Genomic DNA, 14,993 nt, shown 5'->3' with positions numbered 1-14,993 from the left:
TTCCCAACCGCCAGTAGCTTGCCGATGAATCTGCTCGATCCGCAAGGACCCGTAGCTGCGGCCAACAGCACCATCCTGGTCGACTCCGTCTTCATCATGCTCGTGATCGTGGTGCCGACCATTTTCGCGATTTTGGCCTTTGCGTTCTGGTTTCGCGCTTCCAATACCAGGGCGCGCTACCAGCCTGACTTCGTCTATTCCGGCCGTATCGAGATGGTGGTGTGGGCTATTCCGGCGCTCACCGTCATCCTGCTCGGCGGCGTCGCCTGGATCGGCTCGCACCAGCTCGATCCCGCCGCGCCCGTGCCGGGCACCGGCAGCCCGGTGCGAATCCAGGCTGTCTCTCTCGACTGGAAATGGCTGTTCATCTATCCGGATCAGCGCATCGCCACCGTCAACTCGCTGACGGTGCCGGCCGGTGCCGAGCTGAATTTCCAGCTGACGTCATCGAGCGTGATGAACACGTTCTTCATCCCGCAGCTCGGCAGCATGATCTACACCATGAACGGCATGGTGACGAAGCTGAACCTGCGCGCCGACAACGAAGGCAAGCTGCAGGGATTGTCGGCGCATTTCTCCGGCGACGGTTTTCCGGACATGATGTTCGACGTCAACGTAGTCTCGCCGCTCGCGTTTCCCGATTGGGTCGCGGCCACGGCAAAGTCTGACGCCGTGCTGAATGAGGACAGCTACAAGAAGCTGATGCAGCAGGGCATCGAGAAGGGCAGGCCGACCTATCGTCTCGAAGACCCGCGCCTGTTCGACCTGATCGCGACGCAGCACATTCCACCGGGGCCAGGGCCGGAGTTGATCTCCGATGCCGGCCGTCCGCACAGCGGAGGCCACGATGCTCGGTAAGCTCGATTGGTCGGCCATTCCATTCGATCAACCGATACCGCTCATCGCAGGCGCGGTGGTGCTGGTCGCAATCCTGGGCGTGCTGGCCTGGGTCGTGGTGAAGGGCCATCTGCCCTACCTCTGGAACGAATGGATCACCAGCGTCGATCACAAGCGCATCGGCGTCATGTATGTGCTGCTGGCCTCAGTGATGCTGCTGCGCGGCGGCAGCGACGCCATCATGATGCGGATCCAGCAGGCCGTCGCCTACCAGTCGCAGGGCTATCTGCCGCCCGAGCACTACAATCAGATCTTCTCGGCGCACGGCACCATCATGATCTTCTTCGTGGCCATGCCGTTCGTGATCGGACTGATGAACCTGATCGTGCCACTGCAACTCGGGGTGCGCGACGTCGCGTTTCCGACGCTGAATTCGGTCGGCTTCTGGCTGACGGCGACGGGCGCGCTGCTGGTCAATATCTCGCTCGTGGTCGGCGAGTTCGCCCGCACCGGCTGGCTCGCCTTTCCGCCGCTGTCGGAGTTGTCCTACTCGCCCGGCGTCGGCGTCGACTATTACGCCTGGTCGCTTCAAATCTCCGGCGTCGGGACACTGGTGGCCGGCATCAATCTGGTCACGACGGTGCTGAAGCTGCGCACCAGGGGCATGAATTATCTGCGCATGCCGATGTTCTGCTGGACCACGCTGGCCTCGAACCTTCTCATCGTCGCAGCTTTTCCGATCCTCACTGCCACGTTGGCGATGCTCTTGCTCGACCGCTACCTCGGCTTCCATTTCTTCACCAACGAGGCCGGCGGCAACGTCATGATGTTCATGAACCTGATCTGGGCCTGGGGGCATCCGGAGGTCTACATCCTCGTGCTGCCCGCCTTCGGCATCTTCTCCGAAGTGGTCTCGACCTTCTCCGGCAAGGCGCTGTTCGGCTATCGCTCGATGGTGCTCGCCACCATGGCGATCTGCGTCATCTCCTTCATGGTCTGGCTGCATCACTTCTTCACGATGGGGGCGGGGCCAAACGTCAACGCCATCTTCGGCATCGCCAGCATGATCATCGCGGTGCCGACAGGCGTGAAGATCTACAATTGGCTGTTCACGATGTATGGCGGCCGCATCCGCTTTGCGACCCCGATGCTGTGGGCAATCGGGTTCATGGTGACGTTCATCATCGGCGGATTGACGGGCGTGCTGCTCGCGGTGCCGCCGGCCGACTTCATCCTCCACAACAGCATGTTCCTGGTGGCGCATTTCCACAACGTCATCATCGGCGGCGTGCTGTTCGGGGTCTTCGCCGGCCTCGAATACTGGTTTCCGAAGGCATTCGGTTTCCGCCTCGACGAACGCTGGGGCAAGGCCGGGTTCTGGTTCACTTTCGTCGGCTTTTTCATCACCTTCATGCCGCTCTACATCGTCGGCTTGCTCGGCATGACGCGGCGGATGCAGCATTACGACGTCGCTGCGTGGCGGCCCTGGATGATCGTTGCGGCGGTCGGCGTGGCGGTGCTGACGATCGGCGTGATCTGTCAGGTCGTGCAGCTCGTCGTCAGCGTCCGCAACCGCGAGGCCTTGCGCGATCGTACCGGCGATCCCTGGGACGGGCGCTCGCTGGAATGGGCGACCTCATCGCCGCCGCCGGTGTTCAATTTCGCGTTCAATCCCGACGTGCGAGGCGAGGACACCTATTGGGAGATGAAGGCCCGTGCCAAAGAGCAATCGCTCGATGCTGACCGACCGGAGTATCAGGACATCGAGATGCCCCGGAATTCCCCGACCGGCTTCGTCTGCGCTTTCTTCGCCACGATCATGGGCTTTGCGTTGATCTGGCACATCTGGTGGATGGTGATCCTCGGCGGCTTGGGCGCGTGGGCGACCTTCGTCGTGTTCGCCTGGCGGGATCACGACGAATACGTCATCCCGGCCGAGCAGGTTGCGGCGATAGACCGCGTCAATATCGAGGAGCGGCGCAGCCTCGTCAGCATGGCGGGGGCAATCTGATGGCGCTCACCGCGACTGCCGGCCACGCGCATGCCGATCCCCATCATGTCGGGCTCGTCATCGAGCATCCCGGACCTGCGTCGAAGCGGATCGTGACCGCCTACGGGTTCTGGATATTCCTGCTCTCGGACATCGTGATGTTCTCCTGCTTCTTCGCCGCCTATGCCGTGCTGTCTGGCCAGACTGCAGGCGGCCCGAAGGGCTCTGAGATATTCGAGCAGAAGAACGTCGCGATCGAGACGGTCTGCCTGCTCTTGTCGAGCTTCACCTGCGGCATGGCCAGCATCGCCGCCGATGTGCGCAACCGGTTCTGGTTCTATCTCAGCATGACCGCGACCTGTGTGCTCGGGTTGATCTTTCTCGTCCTCGAGTTCCGCGAGTTCGCCGATCTCATCGAGCGCGGCTACGGCCCGTCGCGCAGCGCGTTCCTGACTGCGTTCTTTTCGCTGGTCGGCTGCCACGGCCTGCACGTTTCCGCCGGTGTGCTGTGGCTGCTCACCATGATGGCCCAGGTCTTCGCAAAGGGCTTTCGAGCCGACATCCTGCGCCGGATGCTGTGCTTTGCGCTGTTCTGGCACGCGCTCGACATCATCTGGGTGGCGGTGTTCTCCGTCGTTTACTTGCTTGGGAGTGGCGTATGAGCGATCAGACCCACGTGCGCACCGACCATGACCTCGCGCCAGGCGAGGAAGAGCAGCACAGCATCGGCACCCGCATCCTCGGCTATGTCGTCGGCCTCGTCCTGGCGTTGCTGCTCACCGCGACGTCGTTCTTCATCGCGGGCACGGATCTCGTCTGGCAACCCTCCATCCCTGTCGCGCTGATCGTGCTCGCGATCGCGCAGATGGGGGTGCATTTGGTGTTCTTCCTGCACATCACCACCGGCCCCGACAACACCAACAACGTGCTGGCGCTCGCCTTCGGCCTTTTCGTCGTTTTCCTCGTGATCGGAGGGAGCGTCTGGATCATGGCTAATCTGAATGCCAACATGGCGCCGATGGACCACATCATGCGGGTGCACTGACGCGCCCGGGCATGACGGGCTCGGTTCTGGAGCGACGCACAAAAAAGAAGAGCCGCTTGTGATGACAAGCGGTCCAAGTCTAGGGAGGAAACGCCCAAGCAAGGCAATCGGGCCGGAGCCGGATTGCTGCCAAGGAACGCATGCGCAAGCGCTTGCGTACGCATACAAATGCGGCAACTCCCGATGAAGTTCAATTCCGGATCAATACGGACCCGGACTACCACTCACGGATGCGTGAACGATTTTCTCACTTTGGCCGGCGGCAATTATAGGCCTTGCGAAAGCCGGCTGCCTGGGCGTCGTCCTCGGAGCAGAACCAGCGGTCCGGCTTGGTCGTCGCCGGGTAGCTCGGGCAGCCCCGCAGGTGATAGATGCCGATATTGCCGGTGACGCGGGCGCGCACTGCAAGCTTGCCCTTGATGCTGCAGCTCGGCGGCATCGTCAGCTCCTCGGGGAACAGCACGGCGCGGATTTCCTTGTCTCGGTCCTGGCGGCAGGCAGCGCCCAGCAGCGCGCCGTCCTTCTTGCCGGCGCGGAAGTCTTGCGGCGCAACAAAGCAGCCCTTCCAGATCCCGACGGCGGCTGTCTTGGCTTCGGCCGCAACCGGCTTGACGTTCGCCTTGATCGGCTCCCGCGCGACGGCAAAGCCGAGCTTGATCAGCTGTTCGTTCAAAGTCGATTTGTCGCCCTCGGCCGTGCAGATCGCCCGGTGCCGCTTGCCAAAACTCTTCTCCGGCCCGACATCGTCACAGCGCACCGTCCGCTTGCCGATCAGCTTGGCCAACTGGTCGCGCGCCTCGATGCCGCAGGTCCAGGGATCGGCGTGATCGTCGATACAGACCTGGTCCAGCTCGGGCGCGTCGACGCCGTCGAGCCGATAGGTGGCGTCGCCAAGCTGGATGGAGTTGCCGTCGCGGACGGTCGCGGTCCCAGTCAGCGCGGAAGCCGGCTCGGAGGAGGCCAGGAATCCGGACAAGACGAAAAACCCAACGAGCGCAAAAGCGCGGGCTGCGGCAAAGACATTTCGGAAGGACATACGGTCTCGCTATGGATGGCTCGGGCGCCTGTTCCTAGCATTCGGACGTGGCGATACCAATGGTCTGCACCCCGCGAAGTGCGACATTCCGGCCTCGCGGCTTTACTCCCCGCCCGCTCTGATCCTATCGTTCGCGGGCCTTGCGAACCGTGCAGGCCGAATCGCCCGGAAAGCGGCGAGGGCGGGAGGAAAAGGTTTCGATGAAAGACCCCGTGGACGTCCTGATCATCGGCGCCGGCGCTTCGGGCGCTGCGGTAGCGTGGTCGCTGGCCGAGACCAAGATGCACATTCTCTGCCTGGAGCAGGGCGGCTGGATGAACCCGGCGGAATATCCAAGCACGGGCCGCGACTGGGAGGCGAAGTTCTACGGCGAATGGTCGTCAAGCCCCAACGTGCGTGGCCGGCCCGAGGACTATCCCGTTAACGACGACAATTCCCCGATCAAGGTCGTCAACTACAACGCGGTCGGCGGCTCCACGGTGATGTACACCGCGCACTGGCCGCGGCTGCATCCCTCCGACTTCAAGGCGAAGACGCTCGACGGCATCGCCGACGACTGGCCGATCGACTATGACGCACTGAGCCCGTTTTTCGAAGAGAACGACCGCATGATGGGCACATCCGGCTTGTCAGGCGATCCGCTCTCGCCGCTGACGCATCCGCCGATGCCGCAGCAGCCGCTCGGATTGTCCGGCGCCATCATCGGCAAAGCCATGAACAAGCTCGGCTGGCACTGGTGGCCGTCCGACACCACGGTCGCGACGATGGACTATGAGGGCCGCGCGCGCTGCATCAATCTCGGCCATTGCACGCCGGCCTGCGCGCAAGGGGCAAAGTCGTCCACCGACATCACCTATTGGCCGCATGCGATCCGCGCGGGCGTCGAGCTGCGCACACATTGCCGGGTGCGCGAGATCACCACCGACGAGAACGGCATGGCTTCGGGCGTGGTCTATTACGACAAGGACGGCGTCGAGCAGTTCCAGCCCGCGCATGTCGTCATCATCGCCTGCAACGGCGTCGGCACGCCGCGGCTGCTCTTGAACTCGGCCTCAGGCCGCTTTCCGAACGGGCTGGCAAATTCGTCCGGCCTCGTCGGCAAGAACCTGATGTTTCACCCCTATGCGCAGATCTACGGCTATGTGAAGGAGCCGACCGACAGCAACCGCGCGCCGCCGACCTGCCTGTGGAGCAAGGAATGGTATGACACGGATCTCTCGCGCGGCTTCGTCCGGGGCTTCGGCGTCCAGTTCGTGCGCGGGGCCGGGCCGGTGTTCGAGGCCGTCGTCAGCGAGCAGAAGGGCATTCTGCCATGGGGCGAAGATCATCACCGCGTCTTCCGCAAGCTCAACGGTCATCGCTTGGGATTCTCCGCGATCTGCGAGGACCTGCCGGAGGAGCACAATCGCGTCACGCTCGATCCGGTGCTGAAGGACAGCCACGGCATTCCCGCGCCGAAGATCGACTACACGATCAGCGAGAACAGTCAAAGGATGATGGATTATGCGCTCGCGCGCGGCCGAGAGATTCTCGAGACCGCAGGTGCGACCGACATCTGCGTCAACTCGCCGATCCCCTGGGGCGGCTGGCATCTGCTCGGCACCGCGCGGATGGGCGCCGACCCCGAACGCTCCGTCGTCAACGAATGGGGCCGCACGCACGACGTGAAGAATCTGTTCATCGTCGATGGCAGCATCTTTGTCACCTCGGGCGGGGTCAACCCGACCTCGACCATCCAGGCCCTCGCGCTCTACATCGCCGATCAGATGAAGCAGCGCCTCGCCAATTTGTTCGATTGAGGCTGTGATGTCCGCAGACAACCAACTGACAGGCAGGCAGCGCGACGATCTGCGCACCATAGCCGCGTTGATCGTTCCGGCCAGCGACGAGTACAAGGTGCCCGGAGCCGACGATCCCGCGATCCAGGCCGACATGCTCGCAACGCTCGGCCGCGACACCAAATTGGTGGCGGCGGCGCTGGATCATCTGGCGCGGCTCGCCGGCGCGCCGCTGGCCGAGCTCGATGCCACGAGACGCGATGCGGTGGCCCAGGAGTTCCGCAAGAGTGGCGGTGCCGCCGCGGTGACGCTCGTGCGCGTCGTGCTGCAATGCTACTACCGCGACGACCGCGTGCTGGGTTCGCTCGGGATCGAGCTGCGCGCGCCGTTCCCCAAGGGCCATGTGCTCCCGGATGGAGACTGGTCCCTGCTCGACCCGGTCAAGGCAAGAGGCGGCTCGCTGAGGCGGGCGCCCTAGCCATCTGGGCAGTCCAGCCCTGCGCGCAAGATGCGCACCTTGCGCGGCAGGGAGCAGGCCACCATCTGTGTGAGCCTCCAAGGACTTTTGCCATGCTGGATTTCACCTCAGATATCGTCGATGACGCTTCGTCATCGCGAACGACAGCGTCTGTGCCGGCCGATGATCGGGTCTTGCTGGACGCCTATTCCAATGCCGTGATCGACGTGACCGACCGCGTCGGACCTGCTGTCGTGCGGGTGGAGACCGGGCCGAAAGTGCCTGATAGACGCGAGCGCGGCGGGCTCGGCTCCGGCATCGTGATCTCGCCGGACGGACTCGTTCTCACCAACAGCCATGTGGTCGGCTCTTCCAGGGAGATCCGGCTGCGGGACGTCGAGGGCCACGTGGGCGAGGCGCAGGTGCTCGGCGTTGATCCTGACACCGATCTTGCGCTGCTGCGCGCTGACGGCGTGCGCCATTTGCCCTATGCCGCGCTCGGCAACTCCAAGACCTTGCGGCGCGGCCAGCTCGTGATCGCGATCGGCAACCCGCTCGGCTTCGAATCGACCGTCACGGCTGGCGTGGTCTCGGCGCTCGGACGTTCGATCCGCTCGGTCAGTGGTCGCACCATCGAGGACGTGATCCAGACCGATGCCGCGCTCAACCCTGGTAATTCCGGCGGCCCGCTGCTGTCCTCGAATGCCGAGGTGATCGGCATCAACACGGCCATCATCAACGGCGCCCAAGGCATCTGCTTCGCAGTCGCCAGCAACACCGCGCAATTCGTGCTGTCGGAGATCATCCGCCACGGCTATGTTCGCCGCGCCTATATCGGCGTCGCCGGGCAGACCGCACCGATCCCGCGACGGCATGCCGTGCTGGCCGGCATCGACAACAAGATGGGCGCGCTGCTCGCGCAGATCGAGCCGGACGGTCCGGCGGCCAATGCCGGCCTGTTGCCCGGCGACGTCGTGATCAGGCTCGACGGCGTCGAGATCAACGGCGTCGACGATCTGATCCGTGTGCTCGACCGCGACCGGATCGGCCGGCGGCTTGCCATGGACGTGCTGCGGCTCGGCCGACTGCGGGCGATCGAGATCGACCCGATCGAGCGCAAGCCGCGACGCAGCACATGATCCGGAAAAGTCCGAAACGGTTTTCCGTTAAGATCATGTGCAAAAAATAGAGCGTTCCACGGTCGCGGCAGGGTATGACGGTGTCATGCCTCGCCTGTCGAGCCTTGCCGCATGATGCCGGCGCATGAGACCTACGACGTCATTGTCATCGGCGCCGGTGCCGGTGGCATGACGGCGGCGGCCGTGGCCGCTGCCGAAGGCCTGCGCGTGCTGGTGATCGAGAAGACCGCGTTCGTCGGCGGCACCACCGCCTGGTCCGGCGGGATGGTCTGGATCCCCGCCAATGCCAAGATGAAGGAGGCAGGGCTCTCCGACAGCGTCGCTGATGCCGTTCAATATTTGTCGAGCACGGTGCCCGAGCCCGCCAATGCCGGCCTGCGCGCCGCCTTCCTCGCGCGCGGGCCGGAGGCGGTCGCCTGGCTCGAAGCCAACACCGAACTGCGGCTCCAGCCGGTGAAGGCCTGTCCGGACTATTATCCGGAACGGCTGGGAGCGACCGCGGGCCGCGTGCTTGAGCCGATCGCGTTCGATGGTGCGCGGCTCGGCAAGGCTTTTGCGCGATTGCGGCCGCCGCTGCCGGAGTTCACATTGTTGGGCGGGATGATGGTCAACCCGATCGACATTCCACACCTGCGGAAGGCGGGAAGATCGCTGCGTTCGACCCTGCGCGCGGCACGGCTGGTTTCCGAATATGCATTGCAGCGGCTGCGCAGCCAGCGCGGCACGACGCTGCATCTCGGCAATGCGCTTGCTGGGCGACTGTACGCGTCGCTGCTGGCGCGGCGGGTTGAGATTCTCTTCGGCGCCGACGTCGAAGACCTGTTGATGCAGGGCGATCGTGTCGCGGGCGTGGTGATCTGTCATGGCTCCCGTGACCGCCCAATTGCAGCGCGTCGCGGCGTGGTTCTCGCGACCGGCGGCTTCTCGCACGACGCCGTGTTGCGCAAGCGTTTCTTCCCGGCGGCAGCCGGATTTGTTTCGGCGACGAACTCATCAGCGAGGGGCGACGGACTTCGGCTTGCGGCCACAGTCGGCGCCGCCCTCAACACGGACGCGACCAGCCCGGCCTATTGGGCGCCGGCCTCGCTGTTCCTCCGCGCCGACGGCAGCCGCGGCGTGTATCCGCATATGGCGACCGACCGCGCCAAGCCCGGCGTGATCGCGGTCAATGCCGCGGGCCGGCGTTTCGTCAACGAGGCGCTGTCGTACCACGAATTCGTTCTCGCCATGCTCCGTGATGGCAATCGCGAGCCGGCCCTGCCGTTCTACCTGATCTGCGACCGCGCGTTCCTGTGGGCTTACGGCCTCGGTCGCATCAAGCCGTTCACGCGCCGCTATCGGCGTTTTGTGGCGAGCGGCGAGTTGATCGAGGCTCCTGATATCGTAGAGCTCGCGACCAGGATCGGCGTCAAGCCGTCCGTTCTCACGGCGACGATCGCGAGCTACAACGCCGATGCAAAGGAGGGCCGCGACGGCGAATTCGGCCGCGGCAGCACCGTCTACCAGCGCCACCTCGGCGATATCAGGCACAAGCCCAACCCCTGCGTCGCGCCGATCACCCGCGCGCCGTTCTTCGCGATGCGTATCCATCCGGCGGACCTCGGCACCGCGATCGGCATGAAGGTCGATGCGCTGGCCCGCGTGCTGCGCGAGGACGGCACGCCGGTTGCCGGCCTCTATGCCTGCGGCAACGACATGGGCTCGATCATGAACGGAAACTGTCCGGGACCGGGGATCATGCTCGGCCCGGCGCTGACGTTCGGATATATCGCAGGCCGGCATCTGGCGGAGGGGACGGCGGTGGCAGCGTCGTCGAGTGCCGCGAAGGCGTCTTTCTGATTTTCGTCTCTGCTACATCCACGTCATTCCCAATGACGTGGAGAGACGCTCGCGCCTAACGGCTACTCGGCGGCGGCCGCAAAGCGGCTGTTGTCGAGCTCCGCTTCCAACCGTGCCGTCTCGGCCGAGGCCAGCTTGATGTTGGCTTCCTTGACGTGGCCGAAGCCGCGGATCGTCTCGGGCACGCGGGCCAGCCGCGTCAGCAGCGGAATCTGCGCCGCTTGCAGCCCTACGATCCGCTGGTCGATCATCCCAAGATAGTCCCCGACCAGCTTGCGCTCGGTCCGGCGCTCCTCTGTGCGGCCGAACGGATCGAACGCGCCGCCACGCAGAAATTTCAGCCGGGCCAGCACGCGGAAGGCGTGGATCATCCAGCCGCCGAACTCCTGCTTCCGGAGACGTCCGGTCGCCTTGTCGCGTTTCGCGAAGATCGGCGGAGCGAGATGGTACTTCAGCGTGAAGTCCCCGTCGAACTTTTCCGACACCTTCTTGGCAAAGCTGCCCTCGGTATAAAGCCGGGCGACCTCATATTCGTCCTTGTAGGACATCAGCTTGAACAGGTTTTTCGCGATAGCCTCGGTCAGCTCCGTGGACGCGGGCGAGGCCGATGTCTCGGCCTTGCGCACCTTGGCAACGGCCGCGAGGTAGCGGTCGGCGTAGGCCTTGTCCTGATAGCCGGACAGGAATTCGGCGCGGGTCGCGATGATATCGTCGAGCGACTTCGTCGGTGCCGATGCCCGGCTCTTGAATTGAAGCACGCTGCGCACGCGCGACATGTCGTGGGCGGCGAGACGGCCCCAGGTGAAGGCGAGCTTGTTCATCTCGATCGCGGCGCCGTTGATCTCGATGGCGCGGAGCAGGGCGTCGAGCGACAGCGGGATGGCGCCCTTCTGGAAGGCGAAGCCGAGCATGAAGGGATTGGTCGCGATGGAATCGCCCATCAGCGCTGAAGCAATGCCCGTCGCATCGATGATGTCGAGGTTCTTGTCGCCGACCGCGTCGCGCAGCACGGTCTGCATCGTGCCCATCTCGAAGTCGAGATCGGGATTCTGCACGAAGCTCGCGGTCGGCTGCAAATCGGCGTTGACGTAGGCCTTCGTCACGCCGCGCTCGGCGCGGCTGAGCGCGGAGGGGCCCGCCGAGACGATCATGTCGCAGCCGAGGATGACGTCGGCGCCGCCGGTGGTGATGCGGACCGCGGAGATGTCCTCGGGCTTCGGCGCGATGCGGACGTGGCTCATCACTGCGCCGTTCTTCTGCGACAGGCCGGTGAAATCGAGCGCCGAGCAGCCACGGCCGTCGACATGGGCGGCCATGCCGAGCAGGGCGCCGATGGTGATGACGCCGGTGCCGCCGATGCCGGTGACGAGGATGTTGTAGGGGCCGTCCAGCTCGCGTACCGGCGGCAGCGGCAGGTCGGCGAACAGCTGACCGGAATCGACCCCTGAGGTCTTCATGCGTTTGAGCGTGCCGCCATGGACGGTGACGAAGCTCGGGCAGAAGCCCTCGACGCAGGAAAAGTCCTTGTTGCAGTTCGACTGGTCGATCTGGCGCTTGCGGCCGAACTCGGTCTCCAGCGGCTGCACTGAGACGCAATTGGAGGCCTGCGAGCAATCGCCGCAGCCTTCGCAGACCAGTTCGTTGATGAAGGCGCGCTTGGCAGGATCGGGATAGAGCCCGCGCTTGCGGCGGCGGCGCTTTTCCGCGGCGCAGGTCTGGTCGTAGATGATGGCCGTGAGACCCTTGATATCGCGCAGCTCGCACTGCACGGCATCGAGTTCGCGGCGATGATGGATGGTCGCGCCTTGCGGGAAGTAATTGCCTTGCGGGTATTTGCTCGGATCGTCGGAGACGATCGCGAGCCGCTTGACGCCTTCGGCCCAGACTTGATGGGCGATCTGCGCGACGTTGAAGGCGCCTTCGGCCGGCTGGCCGCCGGTCATGGCGACCGCGTCGTTGTAGAGGATCTTGTACGTGATGTTGATGCCGGCGGCGGAGGCGGCGCGCAGTGCCAGAAGACCGGAATGAGTATAAGTCCCGTCGCCGAGATTCTGGAAGATGTGGGTCTCGGTCGTGAAGGGAGACTGGCCGATCCAGTTCACGCCCTCGGCGCCCATATGCGAGATCAGATCGGTGCGGCGGGTGGGCATGCTCAGGGCCATGCCGTGGCAGCCGATGCCGGCCATGGCGCGGCTGCCCTCCGGCACGCGCGTCGACGTGTTGTGCGGACAGCCCGAGCAGAAAAACGGCGTGCGCGCGAGCTTGATCGGCGCGCTGGTGGTGACGGGATTGTCGAAAGCCTCGAGCCGCGCCAGCCGCTGCTCAAGCACCGGGCTGTGATGACCGAGCTTGCGCAGTCGTGCGACGAGGGCGGAGGCAACGATCGTCGGCGTCAGCTCACCCTCGCTCGGCAGTAGCGGCGCGCCGCGCTCGTCACGCTTGCCGGTGACGGTCGGGCGCCTGGACGCATCGATATTGTAGAGGATGCGCATCAACTGGTCTTCGATGAAGCCGCGCTTCTCCTCGACCACCAGCACGTCCTGAAGACCTTCGGCGAAACGTTTCGCGCCGCTCTCCTCCAGCGGCCAGGTCATCGCGACCTTGTAGATGCGAAGGCCCAGATCCTGCGCGTCCTTGTCGGTGATGCCTAAGTCGGCGAGGGCCTGGCGCAGGTCGAGATAGGCCTTGCCGGTCGCGACGATGCCAAGGCGTGCCGGTTTGGAATCGAGCACGATGCGGTCAAGCTGGTTGGCGCGGGCGAAGGCCTGCACCGCCGCCATCTTCGGGCCGAACAGGCGCTTCTCAGCCTCCAGCGGCGGATCCGGCCAGCGGATATTGAGGCCGCCGGGCGGCATCTCGAAATCGTCGGGAAGCCTGATCTGGATACGCTCGGGATCGCTGTAGATGGACGCCGAGCTCTCGACGGTCTCGCTGATCGCCTTGAAGCCGACCCAGCAGCCGGAGAAGCGTGATAGGGCGAAGCCGTAGAGGCCGAGATCGAGATAGTCCTGCAGCGTCGCTGGATTGATCACGGGAATCAGCGCCGCCGCGAACACCTGCTCGCTCTGATGAGCCAGCGTCGAGGACTGGCAGCCATGATCGTCGCCGGCCAGCGCCAGCACGCCGCCATTGAGGGAGGTGCCGGCCGCATTGGCATGCTTGAGCGCATCGACCGAACGGTCGACGCCGGGCCCCTTGCCGTACCAGATGCCGAACACGCCATCGACCTTGGCTCCGGGAAACAGGCCGACCTGCTGGCTGCCCCAGACGGCGGTTGCCGCCAGATCCTCGTTCAGACCGGGGACGAAGGCGATGTCGTGCTGCTGGAGGTGCGACTTCGCGCGCCACAGCGCGTGGTCGTACATGCCGAGCGGCGAACCACGATAGCCCGAGATGAAGCCGCCGGTGTTGAGCCCCTGCAGCCGGTCGCGTTCGCGCTGCAACATGGGCAGGCGGACCAGGGCCTGCGTGCCGGACAGGAAGATCCGCTTCGATTCGAGCCGGTATTTGTCGTCCAGCTCGACCTGCAACAGCGTCATTCGGAAGTCCTCGGTTTACGTTCGAGCGTGGGTTTGCGCTGCGGGAGGGATTACGGCTGCGCGACGCGAATTGTGACAGTCAAAAGCATGCGCCAGCGAAGTCAATATCGCTGGCCGCATCCGTGGCGGTCCTGCTAGTCATGGCTGCCTGTGGAGAGAACCATGATGGCAAACGCATTCGACACCGAGATCACGGAGACGGCCGAGGCCCTGATCGGGCCGTGGCGTGGGCCGCGCCAGATGCTTCAGGCGCAAACCTACGACGCGCACGCCTCCATCCATGACGACGCCACCGCGCAGAAGCTTGGCTTCAAGGGCGGCACCATCGAGGGGCCGACCCATTTCAGCCAGTTCGCGCCGCTCGGCGAACGGCTCTGGGGACGCGACTGGTTCGAGACGGGGTGTCTCTCCGCGCATTACCGCAGCGTCTGCTACGAAGGCGAGGAGGTGCAGGCGATCTTGTCGAAGCCGCTGCCCGGCACAAGCCAGTGCCAGGTCCAGATGCTCAAGCGCGACGGCACCGAGGTGCTGCGCGGCACCGCCTCGGTCGGAGAGCCGCACGCAGCGACCGCGCTCGAGGCGCGTCTCGCCGAGCTCAAGCCGCTCACGGACCCCGTGATCCTCCGCGACGTGAAGGTGGCCCACACCGGAAGGCGGCAGTCGGTCCGCATGGCCTTCGACCAGAACATGGGCGATCTCTATCCATTCACCCTCCGGCAGAAGCTCGCCGTGATCACCGAGGGCTCGCCATATTATTCCGGCGCCGATAATCCGTGGCGCAAGCCCATCATTCCGATGGAGATGCTGAGCGTGCTGTTCCAGTACCGCTCCAAGGACGATCCGCTGCCGGCCAAGGGACCGGCCGTCGGCCTGTTCGCCGATCAGGAAATCAGGCTGGTGAAGGGGCCGCTCTTCGTCGACGAGGACTACGAGGTCGAGCGCGAGGTGGTCGCGCTCTCCGGCAGCCGCCGTACCGAAAGCGCCTGGGCCAGGACGCGCGTGTTCGACAAGGCGGGCACGTTGGTGGCGACCATGCTGCTGAACATGGCGACGCTGAAGGATTCCTACGCGCCGTATGAGGACGAGTATCGGCAGCTGTATGGGGCGGGGCGGTAGCATCACACTCTGCGGTCATTTCGGGGCGCGTAGCGCGAGGCCGGAATCCATTTCGCCTCACGTTCTGCGGCCGGATGGATTTCCGGGTTCGACGCTCAAGGGTCGCCCCGGAATGACCGCGGATTGCCGCTCATCCTTTGAGCAGATGCACGTCGCAAAGCCGTCGCACAGGGAATAAGCAGGTATCGGTCGCCCGCGTAAGTTTCTGAGCATGCAG

Annotated in this window: 11 protein-coding genes; 9 read left to right on the top strand and 2 right to left on the bottom strand. The window is 64.6% G+C overall.

Going from position 1 to position 14,993, the window contains the following annotated elements; all coding sequences use genetic code 11:
- Nucleotides 1-24: 24 nt before the first annotated feature.
- From RX330_RS27655 to cyoD, 4 genes are read left to right on the top strand one after another with little or no spacing between them, the layout of a single operon-like run.
- A complete protein-coding gene (locus tag RX330_RS27655; protein ID WP_317240572.1) occupies nt 25-858 on the top strand; it encodes a cytochrome ubiquinol oxidase subunit II in 834 nt (277 codons plus the stop codon).
- Nucleotides 848-2,848: a cytochrome o ubiquinol oxidase subunit I gene (gene cyoB / locus RX330_RS27650; protein ID WP_317240571.1), complete on the top strand. Its 2,001-nt coding sequence runs from the start codon at nt 848-850 to the stop codon at nt 2,846-2,848. Before RX330_RS27655 ends, cyoB begins: the two co-directional genes overlap by 11 nt.
- Entirely contained in the window at nt 2,848-3,489 is a 642-nt protein-coding gene (locus RX330_RS27645; protein ID WP_317240570.1) for a cytochrome (ubi)quinol oxidase subunit III, read from the top strand. The genes cyoB and RX330_RS27645 overlap by 1 nt, the downstream gene beginning before the upstream one ends.
- A complete protein-coding gene (cyoD, locus tag RX330_RS27640; protein WP_317240569.1) occupies nt 3,486-3,872 on the top strand; it encodes a cytochrome o ubiquinol oxidase subunit IV in 387 nt (128 codons plus the stop codon). The genes RX330_RS27645 and cyoD overlap by 4 nt, the downstream gene beginning before the upstream one ends.
- A gap of 247 nt (nt 3,873-4,119) precedes the next feature.
- On the opposite strand, the gene RX330_RS27635 is transcribed toward cyoD, so the two are convergent.
- Nucleotides 4,120-4,908, bottom strand: coding sequence for a thermonuclease family protein (locus RX330_RS27635; RefSeq protein WP_317240568.1), 789 nt, complete (start codon nt 4,906-4,908; stop codon nt 4,120-4,122).
- Nucleotides 4,909-5,108: 200 nt separating this feature from the next.
- Between RX330_RS27635 and RX330_RS27630 the strand changes: the two genes are divergently transcribed.
- From RX330_RS27630 to RX330_RS27615, 4 genes are all read left to right on the top strand, one after another.
- Nucleotides 5,109-6,707, top strand: a complete 1,599-nt coding sequence (locus RX330_RS27630; RefSeq protein ID WP_317240567.1) for a GMC family oxidoreductase — start codon at nt 5,109-5,111, stop codon at nt 6,705-6,707.
- Between the two features lie 7 nt (nt 6,708-6,714).
- Nucleotides 6,715-7,164 (top strand): hypothetical protein, encoded by a 450-nt coding sequence (locus tag RX330_RS27625; protein ID WP_317240566.1) that lies wholly within the window; start codon nt 6,715-6,717, stop codon nt 7,162-7,164.
- Between the two features lie 92 nt (nt 7,165-7,256).
- Nucleotides 7,257-8,282 (top strand): S1C family serine protease, encoded by a 1,026-nt coding sequence (locus tag RX330_RS27620; protein ID WP_212081017.1) that lies wholly within the window; start codon nt 7,257-7,259, stop codon nt 8,280-8,282.
- Between the two features lie 111 nt (nt 8,283-8,393).
- Nucleotides 8,394-10,121: an FAD-dependent oxidoreductase gene (locus RX330_RS27615; protein ID WP_317240565.1), complete on the top strand. Its 1,728-nt coding sequence runs from the start codon at nt 8,394-8,396 to the stop codon at nt 10,119-10,121.
- A gap of 62 nt (nt 10,122-10,183) precedes the next feature.
- Here the strand turns inward: RX330_RS27615 and RX330_RS27610 are convergent, their stop codons facing one another.
- Nucleotides 10,184-13,660 (bottom strand): indolepyruvate ferredoxin oxidoreductase family protein, encoded by a 3,477-nt coding sequence (locus RX330_RS27610; RefSeq protein ID WP_317240564.1) that lies wholly within the window; start codon nt 13,658-13,660, stop codon nt 10,184-10,186.
- Between the two features lie 162 nt (nt 13,661-13,822).
- Between RX330_RS27610 and RX330_RS27605 the strand changes: the two genes are divergently transcribed.
- Entirely contained in the window at nt 13,823-14,776 is a 954-nt protein-coding gene (locus RX330_RS27605; protein WP_317240563.1) for a hypothetical protein, read from the top strand.
- Nucleotides 14,777-14,993: the final 217 nt, after the last annotated feature.

This window comes from Bradyrhizobium sp. NDS-1 (genome assembly GCF_032918005.1).
Taxonomy (GTDB): domain Bacteria; phylum Pseudomonadota; class Alphaproteobacteria; order Rhizobiales; family Xanthobacteraceae; genus Bradyrhizobium; species Bradyrhizobium tunisiense.
This window is presented reverse-complemented; position numbering and strand designations above follow the sequence as displayed.